This window comes from Nostoc sp., assembly GCF_036917235.1.
GTDB lineage: Bacteria > Cyanobacteriota > Cyanobacteriia > Cyanobacteriales > Nostocaceae > Nostoc.
Genome location: NZ_JBALDU010000099.1, coordinates 1 through 20,396, shown reverse-complemented (window position 1 = coordinate 20,396; position 20,396 = coordinate 1). Strand labels below are relative to the sequence as shown.

At 41.3% G+C, this 20,396-nt stretch carries 19 protein-coding genes; 8 read left to right on the top strand and 11 right to left on the bottom strand.

Going from position 1 to position 20,396, the window contains the following annotated elements; all coding sequences use genetic code 11:
- Positions 1-371: 371 nt before the first annotated feature.
- From V7K44_RS27930 to V7K44_RS27920, 3 genes are all read left to right on the top strand, one after another.
- Positions 372-2,345 carry a glycosyltransferase gene (locus tag V7K44_RS27930; protein ID WP_334936483.1) on the top strand — a complete coding sequence of 658 codons (1,974 nt, stop codon included), beginning with the start codon at positions 372-374 and terminating at the stop codon, positions 2,343-2,345.
- 105 nt (positions 2,346-2,450) lie between these two features.
- On the top strand, positions 2,451-3,164 hold the full coding sequence (locus V7K44_RS27925) for a PIG-L deacetylase family protein (RefSeq protein ID WP_334936481.1): 714 nt from the start codon (positions 2,451-2,453) through the stop codon (positions 3,162-3,164).
- Between the two features lie 70 nt (positions 3,165-3,234).
- Positions 3,235-3,561: an STAS domain-containing protein gene (locus V7K44_RS27920; RefSeq protein ID WP_099099412.1), complete on the top strand. Its 327-nt coding sequence runs from the start codon at positions 3,235-3,237 to the stop codon at positions 3,559-3,561.
- A gap of 48 nt (positions 3,562-3,609) precedes the next feature.
- On the opposite strand, the gene V7K44_RS27915 is transcribed toward V7K44_RS27920, so the two are convergent.
- Positions 3,610-4,800, bottom strand: coding sequence for a SpoIIE family protein phosphatase (locus V7K44_RS27915; protein ID WP_334936479.1), 1,191 nt, complete (start codon positions 4,798-4,800; stop codon positions 3,610-3,612).
- 150 nt (positions 4,801-4,950) lie between these two features.
- Here V7K44_RS27915 and V7K44_RS27910 point away from each other — a divergent pair, with 150 nt between their 5' ends.
- Positions 4,951-5,382: an ATP-binding protein gene (locus V7K44_RS27910; RefSeq protein WP_334936477.1), complete on the top strand. Its 432-nt coding sequence runs from the start codon at positions 4,951-4,953 to the stop codon at positions 5,380-5,382.
- A 29-nt stretch (positions 5,383-5,411) separates the two neighbouring features.
- On the opposite strand, the gene V7K44_RS27905 is transcribed toward V7K44_RS27910, so the two are convergent.
- Both V7K44_RS27905 and V7K44_RS27900 read right to left on the bottom strand, forming a co-directional pair.
- Entirely contained in the window at positions 5,412-6,143 is a 732-nt protein-coding gene (locus tag V7K44_RS27905; protein ID WP_334936475.1) for an anti-sigma factor, read from the bottom strand.
- 4 nt (positions 6,144-6,147) lie between these two features.
- Complete coding sequence (locus tag V7K44_RS27900) at positions 6,148-6,822, bottom strand: sigma-70 family RNA polymerase sigma factor (RefSeq protein WP_334936473.1); 675 nt, start codon at positions 6,820-6,822, stop codon at positions 6,148-6,150.
- Positions 6,823-7,335: 513 nt separating this feature from the next.
- On the opposite strand from V7K44_RS27900, the gene V7K44_RS27895 reads away from it, so the two are divergent.
- The 4 genes from V7K44_RS27895 to V7K44_RS27880 all read left to right on the top strand — a co-directional run bounded on the left by V7K44_RS27895 (position 7,336) and on the right by V7K44_RS27880 (position 9,682).
- Positions 7,336-7,692 carry a hypothetical protein gene (locus V7K44_RS27895; protein WP_334936471.1) on the top strand — a complete coding sequence of 119 codons (357 nt, stop codon included), beginning with the start codon at positions 7,336-7,338 and terminating at the stop codon, positions 7,690-7,692.
- A 360-nt stretch (positions 7,693-8,052) separates the two neighbouring features.
- Entirely contained in the window at positions 8,053-8,343 is a 291-nt protein-coding gene (locus V7K44_RS27890) for a peptidase (protein ID WP_334936469.1), read from the top strand.
- The gene (locus tag V7K44_RS27885) at positions 8,340-8,756 is read left to right on the top strand and encodes a cupredoxin domain-containing protein (RefSeq protein WP_334936467.1); all 417 of its coding nucleotides are present in this window, start codon (positions 8,340-8,342) and stop codon (positions 8,754-8,756) included. The genes V7K44_RS27890 and V7K44_RS27885 overlap by 4 nt, the downstream gene beginning before the upstream one ends.
- 14 nt (positions 8,757-8,770) lie before the next feature.
- Positions 8,771-9,682, top strand: a complete 912-nt coding sequence (locus tag V7K44_RS27880; RefSeq protein ID WP_334936465.1) for a metallophosphoesterase family protein — start codon at positions 8,771-8,773, stop codon at positions 9,680-9,682.
- Here V7K44_RS27880 and V7K44_RS27875 read toward each other — a convergent pair.
- The 8 genes from V7K44_RS27875 to V7K44_RS27840 all read right to left on the bottom strand — a co-directional run bounded on the left by V7K44_RS27875 (position 9,660) and on the right by V7K44_RS27840 (position 20,264).
- The gene (locus V7K44_RS27875) at positions 9,660-14,399 is read right to left on the bottom strand and encodes a response regulator (RefSeq protein WP_334936463.1); all 4,740 of its coding nucleotides are present in this window, start codon (positions 14,397-14,399) and stop codon (positions 9,660-9,662) included. The genes V7K44_RS27880 and V7K44_RS27875 overlap by 23 nt on opposite strands.
- Before the next feature lie 171 nt (positions 14,400-14,570).
- Positions 14,571-15,878 carry a hypothetical protein gene (locus V7K44_RS27870; protein WP_334936461.1) on the bottom strand — a complete coding sequence of 436 codons (1,308 nt, stop codon included), beginning with the start codon at positions 15,876-15,878 and terminating at the stop codon, positions 14,571-14,573.
- 273 nt (positions 15,879-16,151) lie between these two features.
- A complete protein-coding gene (locus tag V7K44_RS27865; protein ID WP_334936459.1) occupies positions 16,152-16,364 on the bottom strand; it encodes a CopG family transcriptional regulator in 213 nt (70 codons plus the stop codon).
- 56 nt (positions 16,365-16,420) lie between these two features.
- Entirely contained in the window at positions 16,421-17,095 is a 675-nt protein-coding gene (locus V7K44_RS27860) for a response regulator transcription factor (RefSeq protein WP_094351405.1), read from the bottom strand.
- 527 nt (positions 17,096-17,622) lie between these two features.
- Positions 17,623-19,056 carry a sensor histidine kinase gene (locus V7K44_RS27855; protein ID WP_334936457.1) on the bottom strand — a complete coding sequence of 478 codons (1,434 nt, stop codon included), beginning with the start codon at positions 19,054-19,056 and terminating at the stop codon, positions 17,623-17,625.
- Positions 19,057-19,442: 386 nt separating this feature from the next.
- Entirely contained in the window at positions 19,443-19,733 is a 291-nt protein-coding gene (locus V7K44_RS27850; protein WP_334936455.1) for a hypothetical protein, read from the bottom strand.
- A 55-nt stretch (positions 19,734-19,788) separates the two neighbouring features.
- Positions 19,789-19,956, bottom strand: coding sequence for a hypothetical protein (locus V7K44_RS27845; protein WP_334936453.1), 168 nt, complete (start codon positions 19,954-19,956; stop codon positions 19,789-19,791).
- Positions 19,957-20,051: 95 nt separating this feature from the next.
- A complete protein-coding gene (locus V7K44_RS27840; RefSeq protein ID WP_334936451.1) occupies positions 20,052-20,264 on the bottom strand; it encodes a hypothetical protein in 213 nt (70 codons plus the stop codon).
- Between the last annotated feature and the right edge of the window lie 132 nt (positions 20,265-20,396).

Below are 20,396 nucleotides of genomic sequence, written 5' to 3'. Positions count from 1 at the left end.
AAGCCGAAAACTATATCGGACAGGCATTTTGCAAATCCCTCACGCCCTCATTCCCTAACCCCTTCTCCCTTGGGAGAAGGGGAATTGAATATCTAGCTCCCCTCTCACGGATGGGAGAGGGGCTGGGGGTGAGGGCAAAAAGTTATCACCAATGTTCATAAAATTGCCCCTACAGTATGTAGTTTTGTATAAGTCCTAGTAATCCAAAATCCTTGTAGAGACGTAGCAGTGCTATGTCTCTACATCCAGATTCATAACTCAATTCAGCAACGCCAATTTTGGGTTGCTTGAGCAAAGGTTGTTAGTCGCAAATTTAACTAGGGAATACTTATTTTGATGGGGATGCAGATACATTAACTATCGGTACTAAGATGACTTCAGTTTCTCTGACAAACTTTTCTGGGAACAGCCGCTCATTACTCAAAAAAAGAACGCTGTTATTTCGTTATCTGGCAGAAATCAATTTAATTTTTGGTATCTGGTATTTGCAATGGCGCGTCACTCATTCGATCAATTTTGATGCCCTCTGGATATCTATTCCTTTGCTGATAGCTGAGATTTACAGCTATTTCGGTGGCGTAATGTTTGTAATTGGGTTATGGCGACCTTTAGTTAGACAAGTTAAATCTCTCGACCAGATGACCCCACCCATACCCAGAGCCGACTGGCCAACAGTAGATGTGTTTGTAACCTGCTACAATGAGCCGGCGGAAATTGTCGAAGAAACTGCTAAAGCTGCTCTGGCAATGGATTATCCACCAATCAAGTTACGCGTTTATGTGCTGGATGATGGTAACTCGGCTGATATGCGAGCGATGACAGAAAGATTGTGTATTGAAGATTTGCAGTCAGCACAATTACAGCTAGAAGCGGAACGGATTGATGCAGAACATTCTGGTTTGTTGGAGCGTTTGAAGCAACTGGAAAATCTGACACCTAATACTCAAGCTGCCGAACAATGGCTGCAAACATCAGAATCAGTGGTGAATCAGCCTGCGGCTGGATTTGTGCAAAGTTTGCGATCGCTGATTCTTTGGCTACCTCCGACTCATCAAAGTATTCGCGATTCTCCTGCGGAGACGCTACGCGAACGCCTAATTACCGAACGGAAAACTTTAGAAGAAGCTATTTACAAAAAAGAATTAGAACTAGTTGAACTCACTCGTTTTCGCTACATTGCTCGTCCTAAGACGCCTGGTGTAGCACATCATGCCAAAGCAGGCAACATCAATTACGCAATTTTTTCTGGAGAAACTTCAGGAAATTTTATTGTTACTCTAGATGCTGACCACATTCCCAAGCGAAATTTTCTCAAGCGAGTTCTGCCTTATTTCTACGCCTATAATCTTTCAACCGGAAAATACGACCAGAATCAAATTGCTTTTGTACAGACCCGCCAAGATTTTTACAATATTCCTCCAGGCGATCCTTTTGGACATCGAGCAAATTTATTCTATGGGCCACTTCAACAAGGTAAAGATGGCATGAATGCCGCGTTTTATACGGGCACAAATGCGATCCTCAGACGTGAGGCATTAGTTAGTGTAGGATTGCAAAATTTTGCTGATGAATTTGCCAAAGATGAAAAACGTTTAGATGAATTTGATTTAGTTGGTGGTGTATCCAGTAATAGCATTACGGAAGATATGAATACAGCCATGCGTCTGCACAGTGCTGGCTGGAAATCTATTTATCACAATGAACTTTTGGCAGAAGGTTTAGCCCCAGACGATCTAAGTTCTACTCTTAAACAGCGGCTACGCTGGGCACAAGGAACTATCCAAGTGCTAGTGAGAGAAAATCCACTGACAAAATCAGGGCTAACGTTTTGGCAAAGGTTGCAATATTTCAAGACAATGTATAGTTATTTCTCTGGTTTTGCAACTCTGGTTTTTATTTCTTGTCCAATTATCTATTTTTTTACGGACATTGTTCCAGTTAAAACCTACGGGTCTGACTTTGCCATACACTTTTTCCCAGCTTTTATTATTAACCGTCTGACTTTCCTTACAGCCACCTGGGGTATTCCAGCTAGAGAAGTATGGCGTTCAGAACAATATGCGATCGCTTTATTCCCCTTATTAATCCAAGCTGTATGGAGTGTGTTAACAGGACAAAAGCTCAATTTCCAAGTCACACCTAAGCAACGCCAATCCGGGATTTATCTCCGGCTTGTTTGGCCACAGTTGGTTGTTTTTATCCTTACCATCTTGGGGATGTTATGGAGCCTTTACCAATTCGCAATTGGCCATTTAAATAATCCTGATGTTCACCTACTCAATGGTGCATGGGCTATCTATAATTTATTACTTTTGTGGGCGATCATCCGCGCATCTGTTTGGTAGCCTCCAAAAGAGGTTTAAAAGGTAAGTAAGAAGAGTGAGCAGAGGGAAGAAGGAGAATAACTACTGACTACCGACTTGTAAATCCAGTCTAGAAAGAAAACAGCTATGAACACTCATTCAGACTCAAAAAACTTTGGTCAGCGAACTGTCTTAACAATTTATGCTCATGCTGATGATGAAGTTCTACCTGCTGCTGGTACTCTCAGTCTGATGTCTCAAGCAGGATGGAATGTTCGTTGCTTAATTTTGACTGATGGTGGTCTTTCTAGTTCGCCTGTTAAGGGTACACGTCATCAAGAAGCGGATGCAGCTGGTAAAATCATCGGTGCAACTTATGAGTTTCATGCACTTGAGGAGTGCAATTTCTCAACACAAGCAGTGATTAAAGTTACTGAAGAAGCTCTTGGACGCTGGCAACCGGATCTGATTATTACTCACGCACCACAACCGGAAAAATATGGGCATAGAGATCATGAAGTGTGTGCGATCGCAGTTTCTAATGTTGCTACCCGCAAAAATATACCTTTATGGTATTCAGCACCACCTGTTTTTTTGCGGGGTTTTGAACCCAACTTTTTTGTGGATATTACCTCTGTAATTGAGGAAAAAGTCGCAGCCATCGGTTGTTATGAATCCGAGTTAAATAAAGCATTTATGCAACTTGATGCCATACTTGTTCTATCTCGCTTTTGGGCACGAGAGTTAGGTCAAAAAGATGGCTATTTTGAAGCTTTTGAAATTTCTCGGCAATGGGTTGACGCTAGCTTTTTTACTGCTATAGCAAATAATAGTAATCAGCAAGTAGTAAAACAAAAATAATTGTAGATACCTCTTGCAGTTTGCATGAAGTCAATGCCAAAATATAACTATAGAATAGGGAAATAAAACCATGAATTTGAGTGTAAAAGTACTAGAAATATCTGGAATTTTAGATGGTATTAGAGGTAACGAACTACGTCGTGAAGTTAGAGGTATGCTAGCAAACGGAGCCGATATTTTGTTGATCGACATGAAAGAAGTCAAGTTTATTGATAGCTCTGGTTTAGGTGCTTTAGTATCAGCGATGCAAATGGTACGAACTGCTAATGCTAAACTGTTTGTTTGTTCGATAAGCGATCAAGTCAGGATGTTGTTTGAACTGACTAAAATGGATAGGATTTTTCAAACCTTTGCTGACAAAGATGAATTTCACCGCCAAATATTGGCAACACAATAAGCTATTATCCAATCCAAACTTAACTATAACTATGCATATTTGACTATTCTAACCAAAATTAACTTTTACTAAAGATAGGTCATCATCAAGATTGTCTTGAGCATTTAAGGTGAGAATCTTTGCTAATACTTGATTGAGGTTGCAAGTATGTTTTTGACTATATTTGGTTAGTAATTCAATGAAAGCATCGATCCCCCAGATTTTATCATCTGACTGATTAATTTCATAAGCACCATCACTAAAAATGTATAAAGTGCTGTTTTCTTCGACTTCCAAAACTGCATCCTCAAATTGAACTTCAGGCAAAAAGCCAATTGGTAAATCTAAAGAAGTTAGCTGTTTAACTTCGATGTTCTTAGTGGAGGTATTAGATAACAGTAAAGCTGGTGGATGTCCGGCATTGGCATAAATGAGTTGACGTTTAAGGCGGTGATAAACTCCATACCAGATTGTAAAGTATTTATCACCGTGCTTACTCATTTGGAAGGCATAATTGAGAGCTTTTAGGACTTCACTTGGTTGACAAAAGTTAGTGTTAGGTAGAGATTGCGATCGCAAAACATTCTGTACGGATACCGATAGGAGGGCTGAACCCACCCCATGACCAGATACATCTAACAAATAAATTGCCAAATGATCCTCGTCAATCCAATAATGGTCGAAGCAATCACCCCCTAGCTGTGCTGAGGGAATAAACAGATTTTCTGTAGTTACTGCTCCTACAAGGGGTGAGGGTAAAAGCGATCGCACATAATCAGCGGCCTCAGCCAATTCTGCTTCCAAAATTTGCTTTTGAGTTTGCAAATCCTGATTTAGTGTCTCCAAAGCTTGCTTTTGACTTTGTAAATCCTGATTTAGCTGGTGTAATCTTAGTCCTGCTCTTACTCGTGCTTTCAATTCATTCATCTCTATTGGTTTGGAGATAAACTCATCCGCTCCCGCATCAAGTCCCTTAACTCTATCTTCCTCTTCTCCTCGAGCTGCTCCCTTAGCCGTCAATAGAATAAAAAAAGTAGTTGCCAATTCTGGATCTGTTCTAATTCGACGACACACTTCTAACCCATCTACTTGTGACATCATCCAGTCACAGATAATCAGAGCCGGATGTAGCAGTTGTGCTTGTCTAATTCCTTCTTCGCCATTGCTGGCTACAGTAGTCTCATAACCCTGCCTTTGGAGTGTAGCTTTCAGTACAGCTCGCACCGTCGGGTCATCATCAATAACCAAAATTTTAAACATAAATTACAATTTACTAAGTAAAATGTTCGGTAAATAGTTGCTTTAATTTAAGTTATATGCAATTTAGTTTTTAATGTATAGTAAAAATACTCAAATTAAATAAACTAATTAACGAATATGATTATTTCAAAAAATTTTCTTAGTTAAGAAGTGAATCAAAAAATTTATCTCAAAGTCAATACAGACCTGACAGCTTCACCTCAAGTTTTGTCTTGGTTCGAGCAAATGAATCAACCACCTATTACCGATAAAGAAATTTGGTGGCAATGTCAAACGCTGATGATAGAAGGCTTTACTAACATTGTTGAACACGCCCACAAAAATTTACCTATTGAAACTCCGATTGAGATGGAAGCTGTGCGGTTAGATGAATACATCGAAATTCGCATTTGGTCTCAAGGCAAAGCATTTAACTTAGAACAGCAATTGTGCCAAACATCTGAATTTGAGGATAACGATCGAGAGCGCGGGCGGGGTTTAAAAATCATGTTTGCCATTGCTGACAAGTTGAGTTATGAGCCGACAGGAGATAATCGTTACTGTTTATTTATTAGTAAATCTTACAAAAAAGGATCGGAGTAGAAAGTGGGGAAATACCAGGGCAAACGCATCTAAATATACGATGAGTTAGTCTGCATCACAATAGCTCCGGTTGGATAACGGCTAGTTTCAGACGATTCCAAGGTCACGAATAACCCAGAGATACCTGTGTCATAAAAGTCGGCAGGCATCCAAAATTTATCTAGTACCTTTCCCTGGCGATTGATTTTCACAGTGCCACAGGGAATTTTTTCGCCATCAGCGATCGCCCAAAGTCGATAGACCTTACCTGTGGGTGGAGCCACCAGATTTTGCACGACTAGAATTCCCTGCCGTTGTCCTAGATTCACAACAAAGCTACCCGCAGCAGTATTTGACGCATTCACAGCCTTGAGAGAGAAAAGTTGCGTCTGGGACTGTTCCAGTAAGGTATTGATGTTTTGAGCCATGCCCAAATTTTGTCGCAAGCGATAGTTATCTACTCCTAAACACAGAATCAGGAGTGCCGCGACACTACCCATGACGGTATACCAGAAGAGTCGAGGCTGTTTGTGTCGGGAGGTCAGTTGAGTGGTAGTAGCCGTTGCCAGGATGACAGACCGGAGATGGGGAGGGGGTTCAACGCTGTTTAAGTCACGAGCCACCTGGTCTAAGACCTCTCGCAACTGATTCACTTGTGCCACCAATGCCGGATTTTCTATCAGCAGTTGCTCGAAAGCTGCGACTTCAGTGCGATCGAGGTCGCCCACTACATAGCCTGCTGCTAAGGTTTCGATTGCTTGAGGGGTGAGAGGTTCAGTCATAACCTTAGTCAATTGAGTCCCGTAAAAGTTGCTTCAGTTTCAGGAGTCCCTGGCGAGTCCAGCTTTTCACAGTTCCCAGGGGTTTATTCAGTTGTTGGGCGATTTCCGATTGGCTCAGTCCGGCATCATACGCTAGTTCGATCGCCTGCCGTTGTTGAGCGGAAAGTTGAGCTAATGCCTGCCGCACTTGCTGCGATCGCTCATTGAAAACAGCCTGCTCAACCGGAGTAGGCGTGGAGGGTGCAGCAGTGACGTTCTGCCCCCAACGTTGCACCAAATTAAGGGTGCGACTGTGCGATCGCAGTTTGTCAATCGCCCGCGATCGAGTCATGACAATCAGGTAGCCCATCAAATGACCGTGTTTAGCAGAGTCAACCGGGCGCTGCCATAGCGATAGAAAAATTTCCTGAGTCAGGTCTTCTGCTTCCGGCTGGCTTTGCAACACTTTCAGCGCCACTCCATACACCACGCTGCCATAGCGATCGTAGAGACACCCTAAGGCCGCTGGAAGATGTGCCTTCAAGTCATCCAAGAGTGCGGCATCACTCTTGGATGACGGTTCTGATGAACGGCGATCGGGAGAACTTAGATCCATAGATTCAGGTGAATAGACCGAGGCTAATTTCTCTGCAAAAATGCCCAATGCATCTTGCAACGTGAGTTCCAATCCTGATTTCACAACTTCTTTTGAGTATAGAGCAAACTTACTTTCATCTTTAAAACGATTGGTGAAGCTAATTGGATGAGTGTAGCCTCAAAATTTTGTAGAAGTGGGTTATTTTGTTTTGATTTCTTAAGATTAGCTTGCACCCCAAACTGAATGAACCGTGAACATCAGCCAGCAAGGGCATTTGAAGAATTTAAATCCAAAATTGATTCCCAGTCGTCTTAAAGGTAGAGACAAGTAAGTAACCCAATTAGCATTCTTTTCAGGCATAAGTTGCAACTAAATTTCTGAAATTACGCTAATTGCTTACCTGCCCACTCCTACAGCTTTTAAAACTGGGCATTGCACTGCAATGTCTCGACGAAATTTATATCGTCAACCCGCAAAGTTCTTCTTTAGCTTGTCATAATTTTGCACCTTTAGCAGTTTGGATTCAACCAATTTACCTGAAAGTTTATGCTGCATCCAAGCATTGAAGGTCAGTAAAACCGCTGTAGCCAAATAACCGATCCCAGAGGTAATTCTATGCGACGCTCTATTTCTACGATGTTAACAACACTGCTTCTGTGCGCTGCCATTTTGCCTGCTGCGGCGCAGTCCCAAACCGCACTAACCAGCCTCAATCCCTATGCGGCAAATCAACATAGGGCAAACCAGATCAGACCTTTTAATCTGGCTTATCTGGCCTATCAAGGCTACTTAAAAGACCAAGGCATTCCCAGCAATGGTGCATTGATGTCAGCGATCGCTTCTGGAACAGTTACGGCTCAAGATATTATTCAAGCTGCTGTCAAAACGAATCGACTACCTGAGCAAACACTAAACGATCAAGGCTATCGCCATAACCTTGAAGACCAACTACAAGAATTGACAGCAGACTAAAAAACTGGAGTTGCTGGATTAACCCTGTTTTGTCACTTTCGGAAAACAATAATTGAAGCGAAATTTTCAACCTTTGATTGAATCAAGCTTTGAGCCTTTATTTTCTAACAGAAACTAAAATTTATAGCCAAAAGTTATAAATTAAAGCTCCGAAAGGCTTTCAGCGATTGGTTCTGCCAAAGTGATAAAAGAGGATTAATCATCACCCAAGTGTGAAACAACACCGCGATTCAACGTGCATTTTGAAGCATTCGGACATTCATCTTAGAAACCTTTCCAGCACTTGATTAACCAATGCTTTGCTTTTACCAATCAAATTTTGATGCCTTCTAATAACACCCTTGCAAGAATACTCAAACGATGAAAAACACACTTCGCAAGTACCATCGGCTAATTGCCACACTCTTTTGTTTGCCGTTACTGTTTACTGCTCTGACTGGCTGCTTCGTTGCCATCGCCGACACATGGTTGCATCAAGAAGAGCTGGCTGGATTTTTAATCACTGTTCACACCTTGCAAATCTTCAAACTCGATGCCATTGTGCCAGTTTTAAATGGGCTAGGTCTAATTGGCTTAGTGGCTACCGGAGTGAGCATGACTGGACTGTTTGCTAAACGCCGTCAACCAAAGCGGATGGAAGAACGCCCATGAAATACATTTCTTATTTTTTCATAGCGATCGCCAGTGCCTTCTTGGTCATCCTGTTGTCGTTGTCATCCTGTAGTCCGAACCACAAGGCAACGACTAGCCAACCAATGGTGATGAAACAACCCAAGTCCCAACCCCAAACTAGCCAACAAACTGCCGATACTACGGTCAAAATTCGTAATTTCAAATTTGAGCCAGCGAATTTGGCGATCGCTGTTGGTAAAACTGTTCAATTTATCAATGTCGATGAAGAACCCCACACGGCTACGTCTACGGATGGTACTTTCAACTCTAAAGCACTAGATACCAATCAAACCTGGAACTACACCGCTACTAAACCGGGTATCTATCCCTATATTTGCTCAGTTCATCCCTTTATGAAAGGGACGTTGACCGTAACACAAAAGAAAAATTAACCAGAGGAATACCAATGCAACGCAGAAAATTTATTGAACACGTAGGCTGGACAGGACTCGGTATTGTGTGGACTGTTGGCGGAAATGGCTTATTGACTGCCTGTCAGGTAGGAGAACCAAATGCTCAAAAATCATCCACGGCTTTACCGTTTTCCTTCGTTCAAATTAGCGATACGCACATCGGTTTCAAAAAACCTGCAAATGAACATGTAACCGATACGCTCCAGAAAACGATCGATGCAATCAATGCTTTACCCACTCCACCCGCCTTTGTCATTCACACCGGAGACATCTCCCATTTGTCTAAACCAGAAGAATTCGATCAAGCCAAACAACTGCTTTCTCAATTGAAAGTCCCACTGTTTACTCTACCAGGGGAACACGATACAATTGGCGATCGCGGCAAAGCCTACGAAGAAGCCTTTAACCGAAAGGATGTCAAAGAAGGCTTACAGGTTTGGGATCAGGCGGGAATACACTTTGTCTCCTTAACTAATGTATTAGACTTTGGGGCAACCGGTACGGGTAAACTGGGTCAGGCGCAATTGGACTACCTGGCAAAAGATTTAGCAGCGCAGAAACAGGATACGCCTATAGTTGTTTTTAGCCATATTCCCCTGTATGACCTTTATCCCAAATGGGGATGGGCAACTGCTGATTCGGCTAAGTTGGTTTCACTGCTATCTCGCTTTGCATCGGTAACAGTGTTAACTGGACACATCCATCAGGTGATTGAACACAGCGAAGGCAATATTCGCTTCCACACTGCTGCGGCGACTGCTTATCCCCTCCCCGCTCCAGGTCACGGCGATCAACCTGCTCCCGTCAAATTGCCCGAAAATAATCTCTTAGCGGTACTCGGATTCCGCACAGTTGAAATAATTTCCCTTAAAGATACTAGAGTTAACCAACATAATCTCTTGTAGAAATATAGTTTAAAAATTCTTGGATGCGTTTAATAAAGTCTTCTAACTCTACGATTAAGTTACTAGTACCTCGACGCTCTTGCTTATAAGCTAATTGTTCTAGCTTTTCTGCTGCTAGATGCATCGTTGTAACTCCCATATTGGCACTAGAACCTTTAATTTGATGACCTTGGAGTACTATTTGCTCAAAGTCATGATCTGCGATCGCTATTTTAATTAACTCTAGACGAGGTTGAATATCCTCAACAAATATTTGCAGTAGTTCCAATTCAAATTCTGGGTTATTTTCTGAGAGTTGGTGCAAACGTTCCCAATCAATTGGGAGGTTAACTGAACCTACCTCTGTTGTACAAACTGTTTGCTCTGTGGCAGCTGTTTCTTTTGCCTCGAATATCACATTTCCCCAACGCTCTAGCGTCGCCGCCAATTTTTCTTTTATTACTGGCTTGCTCAAATAGTCATCCATTCCGGCATCTAGACACATTTGTTGGTCTTCTCTCATGGCGTTAGCTGTCATTGCAATTACCACCGGACGATAACCACCAGCAAAGCTGCTTTCTTGCCAACGGTGAATTTCTTTTGTGGTTTCTAAACCATCGAGAACTGGCATTTGGCAATCCATCAGAATTAAATCGTAGGGAATTTTTTCTAATAGCTGCAAAACTTCTTTCCCATTCCCAGCAACATCAGCACTATAACCCAGACTTTTGAGTTGCTTCAAAGCAACTTTCTGATTCACCAAATTATCTTCGGCTAAGAGAATTCTTAATTTGTGGGAGTTAGGAGAATAATAGTTGCGGTTGTTTTCAGAATTCTTCAGTTTTAAATCCTGACTTCTGTTAGCGTTCGCGCAGCGTCTCGTAGAGAAGCGGGGCGTAGCCCATTCTAACTCCTGAATTTTGACTTCTGTCTCCTCTTCTGGCTGTGTTCCTAAAATAGTCATGATGGTATCGAGGAGCCGCGATGGCTTAATAGGTTTGACCAAATAAGCCGCAAATCCTATTTTTAGCGATCGCTGAATTTCATCGCGTTGATTAGTAGAGGTAAGCATAATTAAAGGTAGCCCAGCGATCGCTGAATTTGCTTTAATTTGTTCTCCTAAAGTCATGCCATCTATTTTTGGTATCTGCATATCAATCACAGCAACGTCATAGAATTTGTTTTGCTTGGCAGCTTCCTGAATAGCTTTGATGGCAGTAGTAGCCGAAGCAAAATTATCTACCAGCATCCCCCAACGGGTAGCTTGATGGTAGATAATTTTGCGATTAGTAGCATTATCATCCACCACTAACAAGCGGCGATTGACCAAAAGTTCGCGTTCGCCTTCTAAGGAAATAGAGTCAAGTTGCTTGGCAAAAGTTACTTCAAACCAAAATTTAGATCCTTTCCCCAAGCGACTTTCTACGCCCATTTCTCCTCCCATCAAGTTTACCAGTTGCTTGCAGATAGCTAATCCCAAACCTGTGCCGCCATATTTACGGGTGGTGGAAGCATCTACTTGGGTAAATGGCTTAAAGAGTTTGGATTGATCTTCAGGGGTAATGCCAAGACCGGTATCTACGATCGCAAAATAGATGGTGGCTGTAGTTAGGGAAAGCGATCGCAATTCTGCTCGTAATACTACCTCACCCTTGCTGCTGAACTTAATTGCATTGCTAATCAGGTTCATAAGAATTTGCCGCAGACGGCCAGCATCGCCTTGGAGGTGGGTAGGGACGTTGCTATAGATTAATCCTGCAATTTCTAATCCCTTATGATGGGCTGAGGGAGCCAATAATTCCAATACTTCTTCTACACAGGTAGATAAGTTAAAATCTAGAGTTTCTAGTGCCATTTCCCCAGCTTCTAGTTTGGAAAGATCCAATATTTCGTTGATCAGGCTTAAGAGAGCATCGCCACTAATGCGAATCGTTTCCATAAAATCCCGCTGCTCGGAGTTTAGGGGAGTTTCTAGCATTAAGCTTGTCATCCCCAACACAGCATTCATGGGAGTCCGAATTTCATGGCTCATGTTGGCCAAAAAAGCACTTTTGGTTTGGGAGGCTAATTCAGCTTGGTGACGGGCAATTTCGAGTTCTCGTCGTTGTTGAGTTTCTGCATCTAACATTTGGGCTTGGGCTAAGGCAATACCTACTTGGTCAGCTATTTGCCGTAAAAGATGAGTTTCAAAGCTAGACCATTGGCGGGAACTGCCGCACTGATGGACAATAAGTAAACCGCAGAGTTCTTCTTTGACAAGAATGGGTATGACTAAATTACACTGGACTCCAAATTGTTGCAGTAATTCGAGATGGTTGTTTTGGACTTCAGCTATATCCAAGTCAGCAAGCTCTAGATTCGGTTTTTGACGGTACTGCTGTAAATAGTACTGCTGGATATATTCGGCTTGAAAGTAAGCATCGACTAGCTCTTTATCTTTAATTGCCAGCCAGCCAGAAATGACTGCCTCAACTACCGTGGCTCCAGAGCCATCTGCCAAAGGCTGATAAATCAAAACTCGATGGCTATGGAGAATTTTTTGTACCTCGGTGACAGTGATTTGGAGAATTTCTTTAATTTGCAAAGACTGACGAATTTTGAGGGTGATTTCAGTAAATAGTTGCGATCGCAAGTTTTGGCGTTGGAGTTGTTCTTCTGCCTGCTTGCGCTCAATAAACTGTCCTACTTGCTCACCAATCGAATTCATGACTTTTGCCAAATTCGGGTCAGCTTGCTGGATTTCATGGCTCAAGCAGGTAATCACACCGATGATTGTTTTACCACTACGGATCGGAAAACCAAAAGCTCCGTGTAGTTCTGCTTCGGCAGCGATTTGAGAGCGAATGAAACTCCGATCTTTAACGACATCAGCGATCCAAACAGGTTCAAGACTAGCCCAGACACGGCCAGGCAGCCCAATTCCTGGTGCAAATCTGGTCTGGTGACTGAGAATGTCAAATTCTTGCATCTCGAAGGAGATTTTATACCATGAATTTAGCAAATACAGTAGATTTGCTCGCCGATCTACCATCCAAAATTCACTTAAATCCCATCCCAAACTTTCGCAGATTCCTTGCAAGATTTGGGGCATGGCTTCATTGATTGTGCTTGACTCTGCCAAGACACGGGTTGTAACATACTCTGCTTTCAAATGCTGTTCAGTTCGTTTGCGTAAGCGAAGTTCCTCAAAGACATCGCTGATGTCAATACCTGTAGCAACAATGTATTCAACGTGCCCCTCATAGTCTTTCAAGGTAGTGTTAGTCCAAGAAATGAGCCGTCGGCTGCCATCCTTAGTTACCCAATAGTTTTCGTATTCTTTGGGCGCTTCACCAGATCGCAACTGCTCAAAAACTGCTTTAACCGGCTCTACCTGTTCAGGAAGTAGAAACAGGTTCCAGAAATGCCTTCCTTTCACCTCATCAAATGAGTAACCAGTAATTTGTTCGCAAGCTTGATTGAAGCGAACGATTTGCCCTTTCGGGTCAATAACTATTACCAAAGCGCTGGTTGTATTAAGGACTGCTGCAATAAAATTGCGTTCTTGATTCAGTATTTCTTCTGTTAATTTCCGCTCTTTTCCTTCACGGTAAATAAAGTAGTAGACTATGGCCAGAATCAGAAAACTTAAACAAATAGCGATCGCCAGTGTCAAAACTGTGTTGTTAGCAGTGGCTTTTGCAGCTTGTGACTGCTGTTGAAGTAACTCTCTATCCTGATTTTCTATTTCATGGACGATCTTGCGGATATCATCCATGAGATGTTTTCCTTGATTTGTCTGGATTATCTGCAATGCCGCCTCAAATCCCTGATTTTGACGCAGGTATATAGTCTGCTTGAGTATGGCAAGTTTTGCAGCTATCAGAGATTCAAGGGTTGCGAACTGCTTTTGTTGGTTAGGTTGATCTGCGATTAAATCTTTCAGTTCTACAATTTTACGATCGATGTTTCCAACTACTGCTTGATAGGGTTCTAGATAACTTTCTTGTCCAGTGAGGATGTAACCGCGTTGTCCAGTCTCAGCATCTTTCATCTCGGACAGTAATTCTTCTAGTTTATTGATTTTCTCTTGGGTTTGTTGTACCTGATTATTCGTATCAATCAACCTGTGTGTGTTTTGAAAAGAAATCACACCAATCAAAACTAAAATTGCCGATGCTAACCCAAACCCTCCGGCTATCCTTAGAAAAAATTGTTTGCGTGTCTGCTGGGTCTGTTTGCGTGTATCACTTGCCAATACCAAACTTGCTAAATTGCGGCGCATTTCTAGTTGCTTAATTACCTGGCGACCAATAATTCGTAATGCTTCAAGTTGTTCTGGAGAGAGGTTTCTTGGTACGCGATCGATTACACAAAGTGTTCCTAGTGCATATCCTTCAGGATTAGTCAGCGGGATACCAGCATAAAACTGAATATTTGGGTCAGAGGTGACTAGCGGGTTTGTCGCAAACCTTTCGTCAACTGTTGCATTAGGCACAACAAAAATTTCAGGTTGCAGAATAGCATGGGCGCAGAATGCCAAGTCGCGGGGTGTTTGTTGGGCATCCAAACCAACTTTTGACTTGAACCACTGACGATTAGTATCAATTAAACTGATTAAGGCAATGGGAGTTCCACAAATATACGAGGCTAAATAGGTGAGGTCGTCAAAGGCTGCTTCTGAAGGAGTGTCGAGTATTTTATACTGCAAAAGAGATTCGATTCGCTGTGTTTCGTTATCAGGTAATGGTGCTTTCATTCTCCGGCTTCATACCATTTTGGATTTTAAAAACAGAATTCATAATTATGAATTCAGAATCCAGGAGTTAGAAGTTAGAAGTTAGAAGTTAAAATCAAAAATATATAGTGCTTGATTCTATATTCATTCTGAATTCTGACTTCTGAATTCTGACTCCTGAATTCTTTTGTGTTAAAACTTGACCCGCAACTGTCCTGTGAAGGAATTACCACCGTAGGCGCTTGTGCCGGCTTCTTGATTGCGGATATTACTAAAGCTATAGCCCAAGTCTGCTTCTATACTGGGCGACAGTTTTACCGTACAGCGCGTTTGATAGGTATTGGCATTGTCAAATTCTCCTTTAAGTCGCTGTCGTCCTAAGTTGGCAGCAAGGCGACAGCGTAAGAATTGAGCAATATCTCCCTCCCAAGCTACCTCACCGTTGTAAACTAGAAAATCTGGTGGAGAAAAATAACCGCTTGTGCGTTCTAAATCGCGATCGTAACTCCAAGTGAATAAGTTAGCTGCCAAAGAAAATTGTCCGAACTTGCGCTCTAACCTACTAAAAGACTGCACCTCAGAATTACCATCGTTGTAACTACCCAAACGCAATGACGAAAACAAGCTGGTATTACGGTCAATCTGCCAGTATAAATCAGGACCAAATCGCCAAGCAGTAATTTGATTGTCTAAAGTTCGAGCATTAGATTTATAAGGCCCTTGTTCTAAATTACCTGATATTATTACTGCCGATAGCAATCGACCTGATGACGAAACTCGCGGCGGCGAAATGGGAGCATCTACCTTAACATTGAGATTGATAGCTGTAGGTAAACGATTGAACACATCGACTCCGGCTGCTGTTTGTAGAGTCACTTGTCCAATTTTTCCTTGCCATCCAACTTGCAAGGGAAAATTGGTAATTGATTCAACACCGCGTTGCTCAAAGAAGTTAAAACCTGTCTTGAAAAATATTTTATTGCCATTTCTCAATCGAAACTGAACTGTTGGTTCTAAGAAAAAATTAGTTTGACCAAAGTTGTCTGTCTCATAGTGATAATCTGTATGAATACTTTCCAAAACTGCATCCGGCGTTTTTGCTTCGGTGGCAGTTGTTGGTGGACTAGAATTCTGCTGCGGTGGTTCGGGTTGCGATGGTGGGCTAGAATTCTGCGGTGGTTCGGGTTGCGATGGTGGTAATCGCAAATCAGGATTGAAGTTTTCGGGTGCCGCCAGCAAAATAGGTGTTGATTTTAATCGATAGGGGAGTGGTTTTGAGTATTGTGCTGACTCAGGATTTATTGTGGTGACTTGCTTGGTCAATTCTGAAGGTGATTTCCAGGTCTGATGTGCTTGGGCTGCTTGTAATTTAGCTTCTGATAATATCCAAATACCTACGCTACAGATTACTCCCAATTGAATCTGTAGGCATCCCAAAAGAAATACAGCGTACAAACTATATGGAGAAACAAAGAGATAGGGTCTAAAACTATATACCATCGGTTGATACTATATTTGAAATGAAAAACTTACTGCCAAATAGTTTTCTGGCTGCTAGCTGATGTATTCGGACTGGGATTATGATGCCCATAATCGATGCTTGTTAAGACATAGGAAAGGCAAAAGGCGTAAAAGTGTTAATTTATAAAAGTTTCCAGGTGCATGAAGTACATATTAAAACCTCACCTCCAACCCCTGTTGTTATCAAGGGGTTGGGGGTGAGGTTAAGTTGTACCTCATTCTGATTAGTAAATGCTATATTCGAGTCGATATTTACTGTGATTTTGACCCACTGCCAATAGTTATTGTTGAGTCTGCTTTTCCCATCTCAGAGTTTTCAGTATTCTCAACCTCAAGACTTCGGAGCAATTCTCGAATTACGTCTGTTGCTGGTCTGCCTGTGAGAGTACAGTATTGTTCAAGTTTCTTCATTTCCTCGGTTGTGAGATTTACTGTCAGTCGTTTAACAGCCCATTTTTTCTTCATAATTCTCTTTTATCTTTAATATGTAGCTTTTTCTTGAAATCACCAAGTCATTACGATTACTCCCGTAGTGCATAGCCTACACCACGGACTGTATGAATCAAACGTTTTTCATTATTTTCTTCTAACTTAAGTCGTAAATAACGAATATATACTTCAATAATATTAGAATCACCCATGAAATCGTAACCCCAAACTTTCTCTAAAATTTGATCTCTAGTAAATACTTGACGGGGATGTGAAAGGAGATATTCTAATAAGTCAAATTCTTTTGCTGTTAACTGAATGCTTCGTTTTTCCCGAAATACTTCACGAGTGCGCCTATTTAAGCTTAAATCTTCAAATTGCAACAAATCCTCGTCTGTTTCTTGGGTGCGCCGGAGATGAGCGCGAATTCTAGCTAATAGTTCTTCAATGCTGAAGGGCTTAACTACATAATCATCGGCTCCTGCATCTAATCCGGCGACGCGATCGCTCACTTCATCTTTTGCTGTCAACAAAATCACTGGTACTGTACTACCTGTTGTTCGCAAACGCCGACAAATTTCCAAACCTGTCAACCCTGGAAGCATCCAATCCAGAATCGCTAAATCTGGTGAGGAGTCTCGCGCCAGAGTCAAGCCCGCGATGCCATCATGGGCGACACTTACCCGGTATCCTTCGCTATTAAGTTCTAATTCGACAAATCGCGCCAGTTTGACTTCATCTTCCACTAAAAGGATATGTGCTGTCATATTTTTGCTCCTAAAGCAGGTAATGTGAGAATAAAAGTGCTACCATAGCCTAGCTTTGAAAGGATGGCAATTTTGCCTCCCAGACCTCCGGTTAGGTGTTTCACAATCGATAAACCCAAATCTGCTTTGCCAGTTAAACGAGGGCTGCCTTTATTCTCACAGGAAACGGGGTGACTTCCAAATAGATTACCCGATGCTTAAATTTCTGGCATTGCTGATTAGATGTATGAATCTTGGTGTATAAATGTTGCATTGCAAGTTATCTACAAAGGTTTTGAAATCACGCAAAATCATTTTCATCCTGGAATTCAGCAACACCAAATTTCTCTGTCATCTTTACTATGTCTGCAATCAAATCAAGAAACTGGGAATCTAAGTCTTGCAATTTTTACAAATCAGATAGAGCTACTATATAGCAGTCCTAAATTATTTGTGAAAATTATATATCTCTTTCTTGTTTCTTCCCTTTGCGCCCTTCTCTAACGAGTATTTTGCGGTTCGTTTTCTTATTTATAATTTTTCACGAATCAAATAGGATTGCTATATATAGGTAAACTGATTGTAAACATACTCCCTTCTCGCAACTTTGATTCCACACTGACACTACCATCCATACCTTCTACAAGTGTCTTAACAATCGATAAACCCAAACCACAACCCCCAGTGGTATGAGAGCGAGATTCATCTACACGGTAAAATCTCTCAAATATCCGTGCTTGCTGTTGCAAAGGAATGCCATAACCTTTGTCACAAACTTGAATAATAACCCGATCTTGAAGCCGATCTAACTTAAAAGTTATGGGTGTATCAGCGTCAGAATACTTAATCGCATTATCAATTAAATTTAATAACACTTGTTTAAAGCGACTATAATCTGCTTTGATCTCAATTGGATAAATTTCTGACTCGATTGTAATTGTGCGATCGCTATATTTTTTTGCCATCATGACAACTTCTTCAACCAAGTCATTCAGCACATAAGATTTAATTTGAAAATATAGGTATCCGCTATCTGCACGTGCTAAATCAAGTAAATCTTGTAGCAGACGGATAGTGCGTTCTGCTTCTGATGCCGCAGTTTCTAAAGCTTCTTGTTGAGTTTGGGTTAAGTTATTCTGCCTTCGCAAAACGCTTTGTAAATATCCATGTACAATTGTTAATGGTGTGCGTAATTCATGAGAAACATTACTCACAAATTCTCGCTCTTGCTCCCATGATTGGGAAAGGCGTGATAACAGCATGGTTAAAGTTTGGGCTAATTCTTTAACTTCACTGGGTGCATTATCAAGATATAGCTGCGCTTGTCCTAAATCTTCAGCGGAAATCACAGAAGCCATTTGATTTAGCTGACGCAGAGGTTGCAGAGAACGCTTAATATAAAATGCGATCGCAGCAGTTAAAACAATAATTGCCAAAATACTAGTAATACCTAAACTCTGCACCATTACCACAAACATTCTCTGTTCGTGGGTAATATCCTTGACTACAAATAACTCACCCAGTAATTTACCCTGCACTTGCACAGTACTACCACATAAAACAAAATAGCTTTGGTTCACTTTGTAAACTTGTGGTTTAATTGGCATCTTAGTCAGGGTCATTAACTCACCTACCGTAGTATCAGATAATAAATTTAAAGTGGTAGATTTTGCTATAATTTTATTATCAGGACTTTTTAGCCATAATAATGTATTGGTATTTGCCAAATTATTAATAGCCTTTTGCAACCCAGTTACAGGTTGCATCATTTCACTATAAATTTGCACATCTTGCGGCAAGCGCTTGGCAATTTGTTCTATATTATATTTATGACTATCAACTAAAATTTGCTGCATTTTCCAACTAGTCCATGTAGCAAGGCTACCTAATACCAAAGCTGAAAATGATGCAATACCAACCGTGAGGCGTGATTGTAAGGAAAATGGATCTATATTTATCCCAATTTTTATGATTTGCTTCACGATTCAGATTGCGTTTTAGGTGTTTAATAAGGTTGGAAAAATAAAATCAGACTGGTAAATGTCAAGTTACTGTTAACCGCTATATCTATATCTTTATTTATATCTGTTGCATACCTACAGCGAAAAGTGCAGCCCCTTCCAAAAATATCGCTAAATATTTTTATTTCATCGCTCTTTCAACTCCGCGAATCATTCTCTAATAATTTAAATGCATTTACTAGTAATTAAATTAATTTCCGCTGAGAATTACCTTAAAATTTTTAATCCTATTTTTTTAAATTTATAGCTTGATTGAACGCAGACATTAAAAGTAAATCTTGCTATTTAACCAGAAAGAATAAAGGCAAATAACAAGTCTTTTTAATGAGAATGAGGTAGGAGTTGGCTTATATCATGTCCGTTTGATTACTTATTAAAACCCAAGAACCCCACCCCCCCAAAGCTACGCTTTGTCTCCCTGCCCCTAAACCCCAGAGGGGGTACCGAGTTCCCCGCTTTTCGGGAGGGGCTGGGGGTGGGGTGCAATGACTGTGGGAATCATTGTCTAGATAAAAATAATATTTTTTAACATCTTCCCCATGATTTCCTTCGCTACCAGTTAGACCAAAAATTCTTTCTTTGAGAATAGAATCTTCGCCATTCCAAAGTGCGATCGCAAGTTGAAAATAAGCAGACAAGAGCTACACTATTAATTAACCACAAACACCGAAGGGGGCTAATGCTAACTTCAACCTATTGGTTGATAGTCTCTAGATATGGCTGCGGTTGGTGAAAACCCTGGAGTGAAGCATCGACGATGAGGCAAACTTCGATATGCATACCATCAGGATCGGAAAATGATAAGTTAAGTACTGGACCAAGGTCAGCGATCGCGATCGTGCCGTTGGTCAAAATCAACAATCGGCCCCTTCGGCACAATTCGATTTGGATTAATATCAGTCATACTCATGTAATAGCCGCGCTTGGTATAGTCTAGATTGCAAGTCGTTTTGAACTCAGGACGCTGATATAGGTCTAGTAGATAATTCCAGAGATTTGGATAGTCGATAATTCGCCGCAAATTGATAAATCTCTTGCAAATATTGAGTGTGATTTACCCAATCAGGAATAGCTCCCGGTGCTTCAGAAAACATCCATCCCTGGTCGCTAATAATCGGATCGACGATAGAGACTGAGATGGCATCATTCAAACCTTTAATTTCTCGCATAATTAAAGTGCGATGCGCATTAAGGGATGATTCTTGTGGGTGGGCATCCTGCCATTGGTGTCAAGTTAAGAAAATTAGAGTTTTGTCAAGTGGGTAAAACTCAATGGTTAAACTGAACACAATGGTGTTGAG

Excerpts from the sequence above, each read along its gene's own strand:
- V7K44_RS27860 (WP_094351405.1), bottom strand. The coding sequence starts at position 17,095 with ATGACAGCACATATCCTTTTAGTGGAAGATGAAGTCAAACTGGCGCGA.
- V7K44_RS27865 (WP_334936459.1), bottom strand. The coding sequence starts at position 16,364 with ATGAAGAAAAAATGGGCTGTTAAACGACTGACAGTAAATCTCACAACC.
- V7K44_RS27920 (WP_099099412.1), top strand. The coding sequence starts at position 3,235 with ATGAATTTGAGTGTAAAAGTACTAGAAATATCTGGAATTTTAGATGGT.
- V7K44_RS27895 (WP_334936471.1), top strand. The coding sequence starts at position 7,336 with ATGCGACGCTCTATTTCTACGATGTTAACAACACTGCTTCTGTGCGCT.
- V7K44_RS27875 (WP_334936463.1), bottom strand. The coding sequence starts at position 14,399 with ATGAAAGCACCATTACCTGATAACGAAACACAGCGAATCGAATCTCTT.
- V7K44_RS27870 (WP_334936461.1), bottom strand. The coding sequence starts at position 15,878 with ATGGTATATAGTTTTAGACCCTATCTCTTTGTTTCTCCATATAGTTTG.
- V7K44_RS27905 (WP_334936475.1), bottom strand. The coding sequence starts at position 6,143 with ATGACTGAACCTCTCACCCCTCAAGCAATCGAAACCTTAGCAGCAGGC.
- V7K44_RS27925 (WP_334936481.1), top strand. The coding sequence starts at position 2,451 with ATGAACACTCATTCAGACTCAAAAAACTTTGGTCAGCGAACTGTCTTA.
- V7K44_RS27885 (WP_334936467.1), top strand. The coding sequence starts at position 8,340 with ATGAAATACATTTCTTATTTTTTCATAGCGATCGCCAGTGCCTTCTTG.
- V7K44_RS27930 (WP_334936483.1), top strand. The coding sequence starts at position 372 with ATGACTTCAGTTTCTCTGACAAACTTTTCTGGGAACAGCCGCTCATTA.
- V7K44_RS27880 (WP_334936465.1), top strand. The coding sequence starts at position 8,771 with ATGCAACGCAGAAAATTTATTGAACACGTAGGCTGGACAGGACTCGGT.
- V7K44_RS27915 (WP_334936479.1), bottom strand. The coding sequence starts at position 4,800 with ATGTTTAAAATTTTGGTTATTGATGATGACCCGACGGTGCGAGCTGTA.
- V7K44_RS27840 (WP_334936451.1), bottom strand. The coding sequence starts at position 20,264 with ATGCGAGAAATTAAAGGTTTGAATGATGCCATCTCAGTCTCTATCGTC.
- V7K44_RS27890 (WP_334936469.1), top strand. The coding sequence starts at position 8,053 with ATGAAAAACACACTTCGCAAGTACCATCGGCTAATTGCCACACTCTTT.